This is a genomic window from Streptococcus suis (assembly GCF_016775005.1).
GTDB lineage: Bacteria > Bacillota > Bacilli > Lactobacillales > Streptococcaceae > Streptococcus > Streptococcus suivaginalis.
The window spans coordinates 1-17,048 of sequence record NZ_JAEUXI010000008.1; the positions used below are offsets into that span (position 1 = coordinate 1).

Consider the following 17,048-nt stretch of genomic DNA (forward strand, 5'->3'; position numbering starts at 1 on the left):
CAAACCAAGCGCCTAAACAGGTAGCCTTGCCAGCAGCTAGCTTACCAACCAGTCAAAAAGAAAGCAGTAAGTCTGATAGCAAAACACTTCCAAACACAGGAAGTTACAGCTCAGTTGCCCTTTCGATGATTGGTGGCATGACGCTTCTTTCTAGTCTAGGTCTAGTCGGACGCCGACGCAAAAAATAAGCTTTAGGAATTTCCTAGCTTGAAAAAAACAAACCTCTCTGAATGGATTCAGAGAGGTTTTTGCTTGGTAAATGCTTGATAATCTAGCAACTAGCAGAAGTTACGAAACATCTACAGGCTTGCTGAACTAAAAGCAGAGATAGCCTTAGTCTTGGGAATGAGGTTTCGACTCTTTCATGGCTTCTTTGATGGAGCAGCTACAAGAGCAGTCCGAACACGCGCCTTTTTTTCTGAAAATACTGATAAGGGAGACCACGAATAGTAGGAAAATTAGACTAGCTAAGATAAGTGTCGGCATGAAGCATCTCCTTTCGGCATGGAATGAACAGTAAGATGGGGAACTTGTTCTTGTGGTCTTCGAAAGAGGAAGAATAATAGAAGTGCAAGGATGGCAAGGGCGAGGTAGCTAGCCAGACTAAGAGGCTCTTGATAGAGTAGAACCTGCCCAAACTGAAAGATAACAAAGCTGATTAAGTATGCCAACCCTGTTTGATAACCGATGGCAATCCAGGTCCATTTTGCCTGGCCCATTTCACGATGGATGGCACCAATTGCTGCAAAACAGGGAGCACATAGGAGGTTGAAGACAAGGAAGGAGTAGGCGGAAAGGGCTGTGTAGTCCGCCTGTAAATTGGTCCACAAATCAGGATTAGATTCGCTGGTTTCACCAAGTCGGTACAGAACACCAAAGGTAGAAATCACAGTCTCTTTGGCAAGCAACCCTGTTAGAGCGGCGATGCTGGCTCGCCAATTTCCAAAGCCCAAAGGGGAAAATAGCGGAGCGAGCAGATTGCCAAGACTAGCTAAGATGCTGGCTTCTGTCTCTACTGATTCTAAGGACCAATTATAGGAACTGGTAAACCAGATGAAGAGATTGGTCACAAAAATAATACTTCCTGCACGCTTGATAAAACTCCATGCTTTTGAAGAAGCATAGCGTACAGTATTGAGCAGGACAGGCAGATGGTAGTTGGGAAGCTCCATGATAAAAGGACTAGCTTGACCGCTCAACTGTTTGGTCTTTTTGAGACCGATTCCTGAGAGAATAATCGCTCCCATTCCAAGAAAATAGGCAGATGGTGCAATCCATGGATTGTTTGGAAAGAAGGCACCTGCTACTAGTGAAATAATAGGTAGTTTGGCAGAGCAGGGCATAAAGGTTGCGGTCATGATGGTGATTTTTCGGTCAGCCTCATTTTCTATGGTCCGACTTGCCATGACCCCTGGCACCCCGCACCCGGTAGAAATGAGCATGGGAATGAAGGATTTGCCTGAAAGACCAAAGCGTCGAAACAATCGGTCCATGACAAAGGCAACACGACTCATGTAGCCTATGTCTTCTAACAAGCCCAGACAGAAGAAGAGGACGAAAATCTGTGGGACAAAGCCCAGAATGGCCCCGCAGCCTGCCACTATCCCATCCAAAACCAAGGCTTGAAGCCACTCCTCAATTCCCCAAGTTGTTAGACCAGCCTGCACCCAGTTGGGGACAAGTTCACCAAAGAGAATATCGTTGACCCAGTCGGTTCCCATAGTACCAATGGTTTGGATTGAGAAAAAGTAAACTAGCCACATGACCAAGGCGAAGATAGGCAGTCCCAACCAGCGGTTGGTCACGACTTGGTCGATGCGATCAGAAAGAGCTGCAATAGTTTCACCCTGGCTTTGAACGGCAGTAGCCATCCTTTCAATAGCCTGATAGCGTTGATTGATTACGATAGCATCGATTTCATCCTGATAGATTTTTTCGAGGATGGAGGCAATTTCTTGGATAATGGTGACAGCCTCTTCTGGTAAGTCCAATTGGTCCATGACCAGCGCATCACCTTCAAGGCAACGCAGGGCGTAGAAGCGTTTGTGGCGCTCCGAGAGCGAATCAGGTAGCACCTCTTGGACTTGAACCACAGCAGCTTCTAGCTGAGGATCATATTCTGGGAAAAAGAGAGAGGATTGGGCAGATATTGGCTGACGGAGGGCCTTGACTAGCTGTGTAAGCCCCGTTTTTTTCAGGGCAGAAATAGCCACCACTGGGTGTCCCAGGAGGTGAGAAAGGTGGTCAATTTGGATGCTTTTTCCAGCTGCCACTAGCTGATCGTTCATATTTAGGGCAATGACCATAGGCAGTCCCAACTCTACTAATTGAAGAGTGAGGTAGAGATTGCGCTCGAGATTGGTCGCATCCAGAACATTTAAGATCATATCAGGCTGGTCTTGTAAGAGATAGTGGCGTGCCACAGTTTCATCAGGACTGTAAGGAGAAAGGGAGTAAATGCCTGGTAAATCTTGGAGGAGGATTTCCTTATCTTGTTTGAGCCAGCCCGATTTTTTTTCAACCGTGACACCAGGCCAATTCCCCACCCGTTGGTTAGAGCCAGTCAATTGGTTGAAGAGACTGGTTTTACCGCTGTTTGGATTGCCGATTAAGGCGATTTCTTTTTTCATTCAAAAACCTCATCTTGTAGGGAGACAAAGAGAAGCTGGGCTTCTGACTTACGCAGACTGAGTTGATAACCACGAATGGTAATTTCAAGAGGGTCCCCTAAAGGCGCCAGTTTTTTAAGATAGATTGCTGTTCCTTTGGTCAATCCCATGTCCATCAAGCGTCTCTTAAGGGCACCAGTTGCACAGATTTGCTCCAAAACAACCTGACTACCTATGGCAACCTGAGAGAGAGGGATGAGTTTTTTTTGGCTGGGGCTGGCCACCAAGTCCATCCCCTCCATCAAATCCTTGTCCAAAGCCAAACGGCTAGCCTTGACTTGCACAATGATATTGGCCTTAGTCTTGGAAATAATCCGAATATCCTGTCCCACTAGAAAACCCAGTTGTTGCAGGTGTTTACTGAGGCTATCCGGGAAATGCATGCCCACTAGCCGATAGGATGAGCCAACTTGTAAGTCTGTAAAATCCATCGTTTCATTCCTTTTCTGTCACTAAACTATGTTCATTATATCACAAACCATTAAAAATGTCAGAAAATTCTAGGATAAACTGGCAACTTTCTATTGAAAATATCTGAATTGGGTATTGACAAGTCTGAATATGATTTGTTAGAATATAAAAGTACTGCTGGTTTAGCTCAGTCGGTAGAGCGCATCCATGGTAAGGATGAGGTCGCCGGTTCAATCCCGGCAACTAGCATAGTATAACGTCAAAACCCCTTGCTAAACAAGGGGTTTTGTTTTTATTTTACCAAGCAGTTTTCCAGAAATTTAAAAAAATATTCCTCTTGATGTAGCTGATGGATGGTTCCTATTTAGCAAAGGCAGAAAGTTGGTCGGATGTGAGCGAATGAGTGTTGAGATAGTTTGATAAAACAAAGTTTTCTAAAAATGGAAAAATAGCTTGACAGATGGTTTCAGTATGTTAGAATAGGGGCAAGGTAATAACTAGAAATGAAAGGAGAACATCATGAATACATTCGTAAGTTTGACAACTACTGTATTACATTACCAGACTCTCCTTTCTAAGCCAAGACCTTAGTTTCTTTTTGTGGACTTGAGGGGCCCGGGACGGAGTGTATTCTGTCTCGGCTTTTTTGTGTGTCTTGGGCTTATTTATTTGAGGGTTGCAAGGCTTGGGACTAGGACATTCTTGGTGAAGAAAGGATAAAAGGAGAAGGAGATTATATGTTTCGACTAATTTTTGACTATGTCAAGCAGCACAAGTGGCTCTACTTGCTGGTTGCTGTGACTTTGATTATTTACGATGCCACGCTTTTGGTGCCGACTCAGATTATTCAGCGTATGGTGGATACCTTGACCAGTCAGGGCTTGACAGAGTCCCGCTTGGTCCAAGATATGACCCTGCTTTTCTTGGTGACCTTGCTCAACTATGCTATGGCTTTTATCTGGCACCTCAAGCTCTTTCAGGCTTCGGTCAATTTCAAGTTTGAGATGCAGCAGCGGGCCTTTCGTAAAATGGTGGTTATGCGGACCCCTTTCTATGAAAAATTCCGCTCAGGCGACATCATGACCCGCTTTTCAACGGACGTGGACGGCCTTATGGAAATGGTGGGCTACGGCCTCATGATTGTGGTCTATGCAGGTGGTATGCTGGCCTTCATCATCCCGACCATGTTCTTGATTGACTGGAAGATTTCCTTCTGGGCGATTTTGCCCATGCTGGCCATGACGGTTTGTATCTTCTTTATCGGTCGCAAACAGGACCAGGCTATTGAGGAAAACCGTGAGGCTGTTGCGGCCCTCAATACCGAAGTCTTGGAAGTAGTCGAGGGCATTCGCGTGACCAGAGCTTATAGCAAAAAGGCTAGTCAGGAGGCTAAGTTCCAAGAAAAGACTAGACGACTGGCCCAAGGTGGTAACCGCATCACCTCCCTCCAGTCCCTCTACAATCCGCTAGCCACGGTCTTTCTGGCCCTGTCCAATGCGGCGGTCCTCCTCTTAGGAGCCCAGGCCCTGCAAAATGGAGACCTCAGTCTTGGTCAGGTCATCGCCCTCCAGCTCTATGTCAGCTCTCTCCTTGAGCCCTTCTGGACCCTGGCCGACTTCATCCTGGTTTATCAGACAGGCAAGACCTCCTTTGAGAAGTTGCAGGAACTCATCGACACAGGGGACGACTTGGAGGTGGACGGCTCTAGTTCAATAGCAGAGCTGGCTAGCATTTCCTTCAAGAATTATAGCTTTAGCTATCCACAGGCAGAACGGGCTAGCATTTCAGACATTAACTGGACCCTGACGGCAGGTCAGACAGTTGGTATCGTTGGAAAGACCGGCTCAGGCAAGACCACCTTGGTCCGTCAGCTGCTCCGTCAGTATCCAGTCGGCCAGGGAGAATTTGTCATCAACGGTCAACCTATTTTAGAGATAGAACGTGCTTCAATCGAGGAAAAAATCGGCTACGTTCCCCAAGAGCATATCCTCTTTTCCAAGTCTGTGGGCGAAAACATTGCTTTGGGCAAGCTGGATAGCAGTCCTGAGGAAATCCAGCAAGCCATTGCCACAGCAGCCTTTACCAAGGACTTGGAGCGGATGAGTGACGGACTGGATACCATGATTGGTGAGCGGGGGGTGTCCATTTCTGGCGGTCAGAAGCAACGGATTTCCATTGCCCGTGCTTTCCTGCGAGAGCCAGACTTGCTGATCCTAGACGATTCTCTGTCGGCAGTCGATGCTCGGACAGAACGCCAGATTATCCAAAACATTCAAAAAGAGCGTGCGGGCAAGACTAATGTCATCGTGACTCACCGCCTGTCTGCTGTCAACCATGCGGACTGGGTGCTGGTTTTAGATGAGGGGCGGATCGTCGAGGAAGGGCGGCCGGCCGACTTGCTTGCACAAGAGGGCTGGTACTATGAACAATACCAACGCCAACAAAGTCAGGAAGGAGGGGAAGAATGAGCGTTATCGGTTATTTATTAAAAGAAATCAAGCGGGTCAAGTGGCTCTTTCTGGCGGCGGTGGCTGTCTATCTGCTAGCCTCTACCCTGGTCCGCTTTGCTCCCCTGATCTTGCAGGGCTTGATTGACGGGCCTCTGACAGCAATCAGTAAGGGAACGACCTTGGATCAGGCTGTCTTTCTGAGGGAATTGGGCGTATATATGCTCATGAATGCCTTTGGTGCCCTTGGTTTTTATGCTTCTATGCGTCTGCTCATGTTCTGTGCCAACGGTATTGCGGAGCAGTTACGGAATCGGGCCTATGATGTCATGCAGCGGCTGCCGATTTCCTACTTTGATGACAAGCCAGCGGGTAAGATTGCCACACGGATTGTCAATGATACGGAGACCTTGCGGACCCAGTTTTATGGGACCTTGGTCTATGCTTTTAACAACATTGTCCGCCTGATCTTCACCTATGGCATTCTTTTCTATATGAATGCGACCTTGGGCTTTGTCCTTCTCGTGCTGATTCCCCTCTATATCGGGATTCAGTATGCCTATAAGAAGATGACCGACAAGCCGATGAAGGACTTCTATGATGCCAGAAGTGATGTCAATACCCAGGTCAATGAAACCATGAACGGTGCCAGCCTGATTCAGCTTTTTGGTCAGGAACAGCGGGTTATGGAGGAGTTTGAAGCGACGGCAGACAAGATGCGGCGGGCGGACAACAAGATTATCTGGGCCCAGTCCATTGCGACTTGGAACTTGACCGAGTTCTTGAAATATCTGGTCATCACAGGGATTTTGACCATTGTGGGCTACCAATTCCTCAAGGGTCAGTTGGACCTGTCGCCTGGTCGTCTCTTCGTTTATATCAACTATATTGAAGGGGTCTTTATCGCCCTCGGTGCCCTCGTTCAGCAATTCCCCAACCTCCTGCGTTCCTTAGAAACAGGTAAGCGGGTCAAGGGCCTCTTGGAAGAAGCAACAGAGACAGATAGCAGTGCTGAGCTGACAGTGACAGACGGTCAGGTGGTCTTTGACCAGGTCACCTTTGCCTATGAAGTTGGTAAGCCTATTCTCAAGGACATTGTCATTCAGGCAGACAAGGGGGAAACCATTGCCCTGGTCGGCCACACAGGCTCTGGCAAGTCGTCCATTATGAACCTGCTCTATCGTTTCTACGATCCCCAAGAAGGTCGGGTTTTGATTGACGGGAAAAACATCCGTGACTATTCAAGGGAAAGCCTGCGTAGTCACATGGGGATTGTCCTACAAGATCCGTATCTCTTCACCGGCACAATCGCCAGCAACGTAGCCATGAACGAGGAAGAAGCGGATAGGGAGAAGATTGCCCAGTCGCTTGAAAAAGTTGGTGCAGGACCCATGCTGGCTCGATTAGAAAAAGGCATGGATGAGCCCGTTGTCGAAAAAGGTGCATCCTTCTCTAGCGGTGAGCGGCAGTTGATTGCCTTTGCCCGCACCCTTTACTCCGATCCAAAAATCTTGATACTGGATGAGGCGACTTCTCATATCGATACGGAGACAGAAGAGATCATCCAACACGCTATGGAAGTGGTCAAGGAAGGGCGGACCACCTTTATCATCGCCCACCGCCTCTCTACCATTCAAAACGCAGATCAGATTTTGGTCTTGGACCAAGGACGCATCATCGAACGTGGCAGACATGAGGACCTGATTGAGCAGGGCGGTGTCTATGCCCAGATGCATGACATACAATCTAGGGTTTAGGAAACAATAAATTATAGTTTTTCTTTATTGGAATGATAGTTAAAATATATTAGCAAACCTTTTAGAGGTATGATAGGATAGTGCTATATCATGGAAGTCATGATTGATGACTTGATGTAAAAAAGCATGAAATGGAGTTTCCTATGACACAAGCAATTTTCCCTATTCATACCTTGGACACTGTTAGACCTGATTTGAGAGAAAATTTGGAAACGGTCAAGAAAAATAATGGCGGCTACATTCCAAACCTAATTGGACTTCTGGCTAATTCTCCAGCCGCTTTGGAAACTTATCAGACTGTCGGAGGAATTAACCGCCGCAACAGCCTGACACCGACTGAACGTGAAGTTGTGCAAATCACAGCAGCGGTTGCTAATGGATGTGGCTTCTGTGTAGCGGGGCATACAGCCATCTCTATCAAGCAAATTAAAATGCCTGATGAGATTTTACAGGCTCTCCGTCAAGGGACGCCGATTGACACGGATGAAAAATTGGATACCCTAGCTCATTTTACACTAGCGGTAATTCAAGAAAAAGGTAAGGTTGGGGACCAGTTGCTCGAGGAATTCTTCCAAGCTGGCTATACAGCTGAGAGTGCCTTGGATGTGGTACTTGGTGTGAGCCTAGCGACTTTGTGTAATTATGCCAATAATTTAATTAATACACCGATTAATCCAGAATTGCAACCATATGCGTTATAAGGTACTGTATTGAAAAAAAATCAGTTAGACTTAGCTCTGACTGATTTTTTATTGCTGTAAAACTAGTTCCGAAAAATCGTCTGAATTCTGAAACTAGTTTCAGAAAAGTTAGTATATAAAGTTTTTTGGAAATTACATTCTAAATTGAAAATAAGTCTTGAAAAAATTAGATAATACAATATAATAATTAATGTAAGCGCTATCTTTGACTGTTGCAACACAAATAAAAAGGAGTGAAAGAATGACAAAGATCAGCAAGGAAGAATTAAAGAAACAAATTAAAAACGGTATTATTGTTTCCTGTCAAGCCTTGCCAGGCGAGCCTCTCTATCGAGAAGAAGGTGGTGTCATCCCCCTCTTGGTACGAGCAGCAGAAGAAGCAGGTGCGGTTGGTATTCGGGCCAACAGTGTGCGAGATATCCAGGAGATAAAAGAAGTAACCCAGTTGCCGATTATTGGCATTATCAAGCGGGACTATCCGCCTCAGGAGCCTTTTATCACCGCAACGATGAAGGAAATCGATGAACTGGCAGCCCTAGACATTGCGGTTATCGCCTTGGATTGTACCAAACGTGAGCGCTATGATGGCTTGGAGATTCAAGACTTCATTCATCAAATTCGAGAAAAATATCCAGACCAACTTTTCATGGCAGACATCTCTACCTATGAAGAAGGCTTAGTAGCCCATGAAGCTGGAATTGATTTTGTTGGGACGACCTTGTCAGGCTACACCTCATACAGCCGTCAGGAAGCAGGTCCAGATGTTGAGCTGATTGACCAGCTCGTTAAAAAAGGAATTGATGTCATTGCGGAAGGGAAGATTCATTATCCAGCAGAAGCAAGACTTATCAATGATTTAGGGGTGGCTGGGATTGTCGTCGGTGGTGCGATCACCCGTCCTAAAGAAATCGCTGAGCGTTTCATTCGTGCCCTCGATTGATCAACAGTTATCCCTACTTTAATGTGGTATCAAATCATTCCCAATCGGGAAACAAAAAAAGAAAAAGGAGAAGAATGATGAAAAAAATCATCCATTCATTGTTGGCAGGTGCTGCAGTTCTATCGCTGGCAGCTTGTGGATCAAGCTCTAGTGACTCGACTGCAACGTCTTCATCTGAGGCTGCAAGCACAGAGAAGACAGAGATTACATGGTGGGCCTTCCCAGTCTTCACTCAAGAAAATACAGAAGATGGTGTTGGTACCTATGAGCAAAAAATTATTGCTGCTTTTGAGGAAGCAAACCCAGATATCACTGTAAAACTCGAAACCATCGACTTTACATCTGGTCCTGAAAAAATTACAACCGCTATTGAAGCAGGAACTGCTCCAGATGTCCTCTTTGACGCACCAGGCCGTATCATCACTTACGGAAAAAATGGTAAATTGGCTGAGTTGAATGACCTCTTCACAGATGATTTTGTCAAAGATGTAGCCAACCAAAACATTATCCAAGCATCTAAAGCTGGTGATACTGCCTATATGTACCCACTCAGCTCTGCACCTTTCTACATGGCCTTTAACAAAGCGATGTTGAAAGATGCAGGTGTTCTTGATCTTGTCAAAGATGGCTGGACAACTGACGACTTTGAAAAAGTTATCAAAGCTTTGAAAGACAAGGGTTATAACCCTGGTTCCCTCTTCTCTAACGGTCAAGGTGGCGACCAAGGTACTCGTGCCTTCTTGGCAAACCTCTACAGCGGAAGCATCACCGATGAAGGTGTAACCAAATATACAACTGATTCAGAGCAAATGATCAAAGCCTTGGATAAGGCAGCTGGCTGGATTAAAGACGGCTACATGATGAATGGTTCACAATATGCAGGTGGCGACGACATCCAAAACTTTGCAAATGGCCAAACATCTTACACCATCCTTTGGGGCCCTGCGCAAAATGGTATCCAAGGACAATTGTTAGAAGCATCTAAAGTAGAAGTGCTTGAAGTACCATTCCCATCTGAAGATGGTAAAGCAGCCCTTGAGTACCTTGTAAACGGATTTGCAGTCTTCAACAATGGCGACGAAGCACGCGTAGCGGCAGCTAAGAAATTCATCCAGTTCATTGCAGATGATACTGAATGGGGTCCTAAGAACGTTGTTCGTACAGGTGCCTTCCCAGTTCGCACATCATTTGGAGCACTCTATGATGATGAGCGTATGGCAATGATTGAAGAGTGGACTCAATACTACTCTCCATACTACAACACCATTGACGGTTTTGCTGAAATGAGAACACTTTGGTTCCCAATGTTGCAAGCTGTATCAAATGGCGAAAAAGAAGCTGAGCCTGCTTTGAAAGAATTTACAGAGCAAGCAAATGCAACCATTAAATAATTAAAGAATTTGATGCTCCTTTTCACCGTCAAAATAATGGATGTCGAAAGGGAGCATTTTCTGTTCAGAATTAGAGGTGTTCATCGTGAGGATTAATAAAATTAGAATGCGGGAGACCATTGTGTCCTACACATTTTTGGCCCCAATTCTGGTCTTCTTTACTATCTTTGTCCTAGCACCAATGATCATGGGATTCGTCACTAGTTTCTTCAACTACACTATGACAGATTTCACCTTCGTTGGATTGGATAACTACATTCGGATGTTCAATGATCCGATTTTCATCAAGTCCCTGATCAATACAGTCATCATTGTAGTTGGCTCAGTGCCAGTCGTGGTCTTGTTCTCTGTTTTTATCGCTTCTCAAACCTATGAGAAAAATGTGATTGCGCGTTCCTTCTATCGGGCGGTCTTCTTCCTCCCAGTAGTTACAGGTTCGGTTGCCGTTACAGTCGTGTGGAAATGGATCTATGATCCCCTATCTGGTATCTTGAACTTTGTCCTGAAATCAGGTGGTGTTATCGAGCAAAACATCAGCTGGCTTGGGGACAAACAGTGGGCCTTGTTAGCCATTATTATCATCTTGTTGACAACATCAGTTGGTCAGCCGATTATTCTATATATAGCAGCTATGGGAAATATTGATAATTCCCTAGTGGAAGCAGCGCGTGTAGATGGGGCGACAGAGAACCAGGTCTTCTGGAAAATCAAGTGGCCTAGTCTCTTGCCAACAACCCTTTACATTGCGATTATTACAACCATCAACTCCTTCCAATGTTTTGCCTTGATTCAGCTCTTGACCTCTGGTGGGCCAAACTATTCAACGTCAACCCTCATGTACTACTTGTATGAAAAGGCCTTTAAACTATCGGAGTATGGTTATGCCAATACCATGGGTGTCTTCTTGGCAGTCATGATTGCATTGATTTCCTTTGCCCAGTTTAAGATTTTGGGCAACGATGTAGAATATTAGAAAGGAGGAGGCTATGAAGAAGAAACCAATTTCTATCTTTTCGATTTTGACAACCATCATCTTGCTCCTCTTGACCATTCTATTCATTTTCCCATTTTATTGGATTATGACGGGGGCATTCAAATCCCAACCGCATACAATTGTCATTCCACCGCAATGGTGGCCAACTCAGCCAACGCTTGAAAACTTCACCAAATTGACCGTTCAAAACCCTGCTTGGCAGTGGTTGGGGAACTCAGTCTTTATTTCACTAGCAACCATGGTCTTAGTTTGTTCAACATCTTCTCTAGCAGGTTATGTCTTAGCTAAGAAACGATTCTATGGCCAGCGGATTTTATTCTCAATCTTTATTGCAGCCATGGCTTTGCCTAAACAGGTTGTCTTGGTTCCGCTGGTACGGATTATCAACTTCATGGGCATTCACGATACCTTGGCAGCGGTTATCCTGCCACTAGTTGGTTGGCCATTCGGTGTTTTCTTGATGAAACAATTCTCTGAAAATATCCCAACAGAGCTCTTGGAATCTGCGAAGATTGACGGTTGTGGTGAAGTATCAACCTTCTGGAATGTTGCTTTCCCAATCGTAAAACCTGGTTTTGCAGCCCTGGCCATCTTTACGTTTATCAACTCTTGGAATGACTACTTCATGCAGTTGGTTATGTTGACATCACGTCAGAATTTGACCATTTCGCTGGGTGTTGCAACCATGCAGGCTGAGATGGCGACCAACTATGGAGTCATCATGGCGGGTGCAGCCCTTGCTGCGGTGCCAATTGTTACAGTCTTCCTTGTCTTCCAGAAATCCTTTACGCAAGGTATTACCATGGGTGCGGTGAAGGGTTAGGAAAACCGAAGAGTGAATGGAGAAAGCCTATGATTTATGATCGAATCGATCAAGCCCTGCGCTACAAAGGATTAGATCCAAATTTGGATATGGCCTTGGAGCGATTGGCGGAAGGTGGTTTTGACCAATTAGTAGCAGGGCGGCATGATTGTCAAGGAGACCAGGTGTTTTTCTTTCTTCAGGACAATCAGTTAGCCTTAGAATCTAGCCCGATTTTTGAATACCACAAGCGCTATGCAGATTTGCATGTGATTTTGGAGGGGAGTGAAAAAATATCTTATTCTTCTGAAGAAGCGCTTGATCCAACCTTTAAAGAAGAGGGAGATATCGGTTTTACTGTTGTTGAAGACAGGGTGGATTTCATCTTGAATGGTCATCATTTTCTCCTGTGTTTTCCACAGGAACTACATCAACCCAATCAATTTATGGGTCAGGGCCAAGAGGTCAAAAAATTAGTGTTTAAAATTTTAATGAAGTAAGTAAAAGGAGCTCGGTCATGCACAAACAGGTTCAAACAGCATGGAAATCTTTATTTGATGTGGAACATCCAGTCTGGCAGTTGGCTGAAAAGGTATGGACTGTTCTAGTCTTGAACCTGCTGTTTGTCCTGACGGCTCTTCCAATTGTTACCTTTGGGATTGCCCAAATCAGCCTAGTTGCCAGTCTCAATCAGTTGAGACTGGAGGGGAAGATTGCTGCTGTCCAGACATTTATGAGCCATGCCAAAACCAAGTGGAAACAAGGGTTATTGCTTGGTGGGATGGACCTGGCTTTGCTTTTCTTTAGTCTCGGTGATTTCTATCTGGTTCGGGACATGCAAGCACCAGTTTTCGAAGTCTTTAAAGTCATCTGTGTTGCAGTGTTTGTTTTCAGTCGCCTGCTCTTTCTCTATGCCTATCCTTTGGCTGTGGAAATGAATCGGTCTCTGAAAGAAATCTTGGTGCATGCTGGCTTGCTGGTTGGGGTCCGTCTATCCTTGACTCTGTTAGTTGTTCTGGTTCAAGTTATTCTGGTCCTTCTGGCTTTGTGGTCTGGATTTAGTCTCTTGCTGGTCCTATCCTTATTGGCAACCATTGGCTATGCTGGTTTACTATATCTCTTCTTACTTGCTTTGCATAAAAAATAGTTGAATGAAAGGTTTTTGAATGAAAAACTTAGAAAAATATCATGGAATCATCCCAGCGTTTTATGCTTGTTATGATGAAAATGGAGAAATCTCTTCGGAACGTGTTCGGGCTTTGACTCAGTATTTCATTGACAAGGGAGTTCAAGGGCTTTATGTCAATGGTTCGTCTGGTGAATGCATTTACCAAAGTGTGGCAGATCGCAAGCAAATTCTTGAAGCGGTTATGGAGGTTGCCAAGGGCAAATTGACCATCATTAACCATGTGGCCTGCAATAATTTGAAGGACAGTTTGGAACTAGCGCGCCATTCGGAAGAATTGGGTGTCGATGCTATTGCAGCTATTCCACCGATCTATTTCCGTTTGCCTGAGTACAGCATCGCTGCTTATTGGAACGGCATTAGTGCAGCTGCACCAAATACAGATTTCATCATCTACAACATTCCGCAACTGGCAGGTGTGGCTTTGACGCCTAGTCTGTACAAGGAAATGTTGAAAAATCCACGAGTGGTAGGGGTGAAGAATTCTTCTATGCCAGTTCAGGATATTGATACCTTTGTTAGTCTAGGTGGTGAAGATTATGTGGTCTTCAATGGTCCAGATGAGCAATTTCTCGGCGGTCGCCTCATGGGGGCTAAAGGAGGAATTGGTGGTACCTATGGCTCAATGCCAGAACTCTTCCTACGGCTCAATCAGTTGATCGCTGACAAGGACTTGGAAACAGCCCGTCAATTACAGGCAACCATTAATACTATCATTGGTAAATTGGTGTCTGGTCATGGTCATATGTATGCTGTCATCAAGGAAGTTATCCGTATCAATGATGGCTTGGACATTGGCTCTGTTCGGGAACCTCTAACTGCCTTAACAGAAGCAGACCTTTCCATCGCTCAAGAAGCAGCTCAGTTGATTCGGGATGCCAAGGAAAGATTTGGTGCCTAGGAGGTGTCTATGAAAACCTATCTTGCTATTGATATCGGCGGAACCCAGATAAAATATGGCCGCCTAGATGCAGCAGGTCAGATTCTAGAAAGTTACAAGATGGATACGGAAGCTCACAAGGGCGGTGCCCATATCCTTGCGACAGTCAAAAATCTAGTAGCAAACTTTCATGCCCAATCCCCACTTTCAGGTGTAGCCATTTCCTCAGCAGGGATGGTCGATCCTGATAAGGGAGAGATTTTCTATTCGGGACCGCAGATTCCAAACTATGCTGGAACCCAATTCAAGTCTGAAATTGAAACAAGTTTCGGACTTCCTTGTGAGATTGAAAATGATGTTAACTGTGCAGGATTGGCAGAAGGGATTTCAGGCGCTGGTCAAGGTAGTCGGATTTCCATTTGCTTGACCATTGGAACGGGCATTGGTGGCTGCTTGCTGGTGGACGGTCAAATCTTCCACGGATTTAGCAATTCGGCCTGTGAGGTCGGCTACCTTCATCTTTCTGATGGCGCCTTCCAAGACCTGGCTTCAACGACGGCTCTTGTCCAAGAAGTGGCTCGCCTGCATGGTCAGAATCCGGCAGACTGGAACGGCTATAAGATTTTCCAAGAAGCCAAGGCTGGAGATGCCCACTGTATTGCGGCTATTGACCGCATGGTCAACTATCTCGGCCAAGGCATTGCCAACATCTGCTATGTAGCCAATCCAGAAGTAGTTATTCTTGGTGGTGGCATTATGGCGCAAAAGGATTATCTCTTTGAGAAAATCCAGGCAGCCCTTAAAGAAAACTTGGTTTCTAGCCTAGCAGACAAGACCAGACTTGCCTTTGCAGAGCATGAGAATGCAGCTGGCATGCTGGGTGCATTTTATCACTTCCAACAAAAACAAGGTCTGAGATAGGTGGAGCTATGATTGATACAATGTCTCTGCAGGAGATGCAGGACTACCGAGGTCGCCATGAGGTGCCAGAAGATTTTGATCAATTTTGGCGGGCTGAAAAAGAAAAGCTAGAAGGCTTGCCTGTTCATCAATTTGTGGACAAGGAGTGTGGCCTGGATCAGGTAACTTGTTCTAGCTTATGGTTTGAAGGGACCAATGGTTCCAAGGTATTTGCTAAATGCCTCTTTCCCAAGTCTAATCAGTCTGTTCCCGTTCTCTTTTACTTTCATGGTTACCAAGGACAAGGTCCTGATTGGACAGAGTTACTCAAGTTTGTCGCAGCGGGATTTGGAGTTGTTGCCATGGATGTTCGAGGTCAGGCGGGGCATTCTCAAGACCACGGTCGCTTTGATGGGATGACTGTCAAAGGCCAGGTTATTCGTGGGATGTTGCAGGGTCCTGACCACCTCTTTTACAAGGATGTTTACTTGGATGTTTATCAACTGGTGGAAATTATTGCCAGCCTTGACTTTGTGGACAAGAAGCGTCTGGTTTCTTACGGAGGATCCCAAGGCGGAGCCTTGGCCTTGGTTGCGGCAGCTCTCAACCAACGGATTGGAAAAACGGTGGCTATCTACCCATTCCTTTCCGATTTTAAACGGGTGTTGGAACTAGGAAACACTAGCGAGGCCTATGATGAACTCTTCCGATATTTCAAGTTTTCTGATCCATTTCACGAGACAGAAGATGCAGTTTTACAGACCTTGTCTTATATCGATGTGAAAAACTTGGCGCATTTGATTTCCTGTCCTGTTGCTATGGTGACAGGCTTGGAGGACAGTGTCTGCCCACCTTCTACTCAATTTGCCATTTACAACCGACTTGCAGGTCCAAGAGAAATGAAAATCATGCCTGACTATGGTCATGATGCCATGCATGTGAAAGTCAATGACTATGTCTTTGATTACTTACTTGGAACGCAGTTTTTTACAGATTAGCCAACTTCTCCTAAAAAAATTCCCGGCTCATCAGATGATGAGTCGGGGATTTTTTTATTCAACAATCGTATGCTGGAAAATGGTTTCTTTTTTATCCTTGTCCATAGCATGAAAGTAGGCATAGAGGATGTCAAGCATGATGAGGAGCGGAACTTGGGGGGAAATACGGTTGCCGTAATTAAGGTGCCGAACGGAAGCAACCGGAATTTGTTCGATAGGAGGATCCATCTTGACTGCCTGGGAGGTAAGGAGGGCAGTGGGGACTCCTTTTTGGGCAGCAATCCGGAGATTGTCAATGATTTCATCTGTTTGACCAGAAAGGGACAAGCCAATCACTAGACAAGATGGGTCTAAAATATTGGTAGTCCATTTGAGATTGTTGCTATCTGTCACAGCATCACAAACCACTCCCAAGCGCATAAAACGTGTCTTGGTTTCCATAGCAACCAAGCCAGAGCTACCGATTCCGTAAAAATAAACCCGTTTGCTCTTGTCAATCAGAGTCGCAATTTCTTCCAATCGGTCCTCATCTACCAGGCTATTGGTGAGGTGGAGGATTTCCTCATAGTCTATCAAGACTCGCTTGGTGAGGCTTCGTTGGATATGTTCAAAGTTTTCCACAAGGTATTGCTGATTGTTTTGGTATTCAAAGACGAATTCACGGTAGCCTGAAAAACCGCATTTTTTTGCAAAGCGGGTTAGGGCAGAAGCAGAGACATGAAGGTCCCTACGGACTTTTTCCAAGGAAAGATCAGGGCTTTCTTCGAGGCTGATAAAATAGGAAGCAATCATCTTTTCAAGCTTGGTCATGCTGTCGAGTTTGCTTTCAATTAATGAACTGATGTGCTGGTGGTTGGACAAATCCCTCAACTCCTTCTGTTAGTATACTAAAAGTCTACCATAAATTTCGAGGATTGCCTATGTGCTGGTGGAGCATTTCGCCTCTTTTTGGTAATTTGTGTTATAATAGAG

16 protein-coding genes and 1 tRNA gene are annotated in these 17,048 nt (G+C 45.4%); 14 read left to right on the plus strand and 3 right to left on the minus strand.

The window, feature by feature from the left end:
- A partial coding sequence (locus JNG37_RS08725) for an LPXTG cell wall anchor domain-containing protein (protein WP_202848252.1) occupies positions 1–188 on the plus strand: 188 nt, incomplete at its 5' end.
- Between the two features lie 279 nt (positions 189–467).
- On the opposite strand, the gene feoB is transcribed toward JNG37_RS08725, so the two are convergent.
- Positions 468–2,630: a ferrous iron transport protein B gene (gene feoB / locus JNG37_RS08730; RefSeq protein WP_202848253.1), complete on the minus strand. Its 2,163-nt coding sequence runs from the start codon at positions 2,628–2,630 to the stop codon at positions 468–470.
- The gene (locus tag JNG37_RS08735) at positions 2,627–3,100 is read right to left on the minus strand and encodes a ferrous iron transport protein A (protein ID WP_202848254.1); all 474 of its coding nucleotides are present in this window, start codon (positions 3,098–3,100) and stop codon (positions 2,627–2,629) included. Before JNG37_RS08735 ends, feoB begins: the two co-directional genes overlap by 4 nt.
- A 156-nt stretch (positions 3,101–3,256) precedes the next feature.
- Between JNG37_RS08735 and JNG37_RS08740 the strand changes: the two genes are divergently transcribed.
- The 13 genes from JNG37_RS08740 (at position 3,257) to JNG37_RS08800 (ending at position 16,076) form a co-directional block, all read left to right on the plus strand.
- A tRNA-Thr gene (locus JNG37_RS08740) sits at positions 3,257–3,329 on the plus strand.
- A 488-nt stretch (positions 3,330–3,817) separates the two neighbouring features.
- A complete protein-coding gene (locus tag JNG37_RS08745) occupies positions 3,818–5,548 on the plus strand; it encodes an ABC transporter ATP-binding protein (protein WP_202848255.1) in 1,731 nt (576 codons plus the stop codon).
- Complete coding sequence (locus JNG37_RS08750; RefSeq protein ID WP_202848256.1) at positions 5,545–7,284, plus strand: ABC transporter ATP-binding protein; 1,740 nt, start codon at positions 5,545–5,547, stop codon at positions 7,282–7,284. Before JNG37_RS08745 ends, JNG37_RS08750 begins: the two co-directional genes overlap by 4 nt.
- Before the next feature lie 131 nt (positions 7,285–7,415).
- Complete coding sequence (locus tag JNG37_RS08755) at positions 7,416–7,985, plus strand: carboxymuconolactone decarboxylase family protein (RefSeq protein ID WP_202848257.1); 570 nt, start codon at positions 7,416–7,418, stop codon at positions 7,983–7,985.
- 241 nt (positions 7,986–8,226) lie between these two features.
- Positions 8,227–8,925 (plus strand): N-acetylmannosamine-6-phosphate 2-epimerase, encoded by a 699-nt coding sequence (locus JNG37_RS08760; protein WP_202848258.1) that lies wholly within the window; start codon positions 8,227–8,229, stop codon positions 8,923–8,925.
- 77 nt (positions 8,926–9,002) lie between these two features.
- The gene (locus tag JNG37_RS08765; RefSeq protein ID WP_202848296.1) at positions 9,003–10,316 is read left to right on the plus strand and encodes an ABC transporter substrate-binding protein; all 1,314 of its coding nucleotides are present in this window, start codon (positions 9,003–9,005) and stop codon (positions 10,314–10,316) included.
- A gap of 85 nt (positions 10,317–10,401) precedes the next feature.
- The gene (locus JNG37_RS08770) at positions 10,402–11,289 is read left to right on the plus strand and encodes a carbohydrate ABC transporter permease (protein ID WP_202848259.1); all 888 of its coding nucleotides are present in this window, start codon (positions 10,402–10,404) and stop codon (positions 11,287–11,289) included.
- A gap of 13 nt (positions 11,290–11,302) precedes the next feature.
- Positions 11,303–12,133 carry a carbohydrate ABC transporter permease gene (locus JNG37_RS08775; RefSeq protein WP_202848260.1) on the plus strand — a complete coding sequence of 277 codons (831 nt, stop codon included), beginning with the start codon at positions 11,303–11,305 and terminating at the stop codon, positions 12,131–12,133.
- Positions 12,134–12,162: 29 nt separating this feature from the next.
- Complete coding sequence (locus tag JNG37_RS08780) at positions 12,163–12,612, plus strand: YhcH/YjgK/YiaL family protein (RefSeq protein WP_202848261.1); 450 nt, start codon at positions 12,163–12,165, stop codon at positions 12,610–12,612.
- Between the two features lie 17 nt (positions 12,613–12,629).
- On the plus strand, positions 12,630–13,259 hold the full coding sequence (locus JNG37_RS08785; RefSeq protein WP_202848262.1) for a DUF624 domain-containing protein: 630 nt from the start codon (positions 12,630–12,632) through the stop codon (positions 13,257–13,259).
- Between the two features lie 19 nt (positions 13,260–13,278).
- A complete protein-coding gene (locus JNG37_RS08790; RefSeq protein ID WP_202848263.1) occupies positions 13,279–14,199 on the plus strand; it encodes a dihydrodipicolinate synthase family protein in 921 nt (306 codons plus the stop codon).
- A 9-nt stretch (positions 14,200–14,208) separates the two neighbouring features.
- A complete protein-coding gene (locus JNG37_RS08795; protein WP_202848264.1) occupies positions 14,209–15,099 on the plus strand; it encodes an ROK family protein in 891 nt (296 codons plus the stop codon).
- An 8-nt stretch (positions 15,100–15,107) separates the two neighbouring features.
- Positions 15,108–16,076, plus strand: coding sequence for an alpha/beta fold hydrolase (locus tag JNG37_RS08800; protein ID WP_202848265.1), 969 nt, complete (start codon positions 15,108–15,110; stop codon positions 16,074–16,076).
- 54 nt (positions 16,077–16,130) lie between these two features.
- On the opposite strand, the gene JNG37_RS08805 is transcribed toward JNG37_RS08800, so the two are convergent.
- The gene (locus JNG37_RS08805; protein WP_202848266.1) at positions 16,131–16,937 is read right to left on the minus strand and encodes a MurR/RpiR family transcriptional regulator; all 807 of its coding nucleotides are present in this window, start codon (positions 16,935–16,937) and stop codon (positions 16,131–16,133) included.
- Positions 16,938–17,048 lie beyond the last annotated feature (111 nt).

What these genes read in the sequence shown, in the direction of transcription:
- JNG37_RS08765 (WP_202848296.1), top strand. Translation starts at nt 9,003, where the DNA reads ATGAAAAAAATCATCCATTCATTGTTGGCAGGTGCTGCAGTTCTATCG.
- JNG37_RS08745 (WP_202848255.1), top strand. Translation starts at nt 3,818, where the DNA reads ATGTTTCGACTAATTTTTGACTATGTCAAGCAGCACAAGTGGCTCTAC.
- JNG37_RS08735 (WP_202848254.1), bottom strand. Translation starts at nt 3,100, where the DNA reads ATGGATTTTACAGACTTACAAGTTGGCTCATCCTATCGGCTAGTGGGC.
- feoB (WP_202848253.1), bottom strand. Translation starts at nt 2,630, where the DNA reads ATGAAAAAAGAAATCGCCTTAATCGGCAATCCAAACAGCGGTAAAACC.
- JNG37_RS08800 (WP_202848265.1), top strand. Translation starts at nt 15,108, where the DNA reads ATGATTGATACAATGTCTCTGCAGGAGATGCAGGACTACCGAGGTCGC.
- JNG37_RS08775 (WP_202848260.1), top strand. Translation starts at nt 11,303, where the DNA reads ATGAAGAAGAAACCAATTTCTATCTTTTCGATTTTGACAACCATCATC.
- JNG37_RS08780 (WP_202848261.1), top strand. Translation starts at nt 12,163, where the DNA reads ATGATTTATGATCGAATCGATCAAGCCCTGCGCTACAAAGGATTAGAT.
- JNG37_RS08760 (WP_202848258.1), top strand. Translation starts at nt 8,227, where the DNA reads ATGACAAAGATCAGCAAGGAAGAATTAAAGAAACAAATTAAAAACGGT.
- JNG37_RS08785 (WP_202848262.1), top strand. Translation starts at nt 12,630, where the DNA reads ATGCACAAACAGGTTCAAACAGCATGGAAATCTTTATTTGATGTGGAA.
- JNG37_RS08790 (WP_202848263.1), top strand. Translation starts at nt 13,279, where the DNA reads ATGAAAAACTTAGAAAAATATCATGGAATCATCCCAGCGTTTTATGCT.
- JNG37_RS08750 (WP_202848256.1), top strand. Translation starts at nt 5,545, where the DNA reads ATGAGCGTTATCGGTTATTTATTAAAAGAAATCAAGCGGGTCAAGTGG.
- JNG37_RS08795 (WP_202848264.1), top strand. Translation starts at nt 14,209, where the DNA reads ATGAAAACCTATCTTGCTATTGATATCGGCGGAACCCAGATAAAATAT.
- JNG37_RS08755 (WP_202848257.1), top strand. Translation starts at nt 7,416, where the DNA reads ATGGAGTTTCCTATGACACAAGCAATTTTCCCTATTCATACCTTGGAC.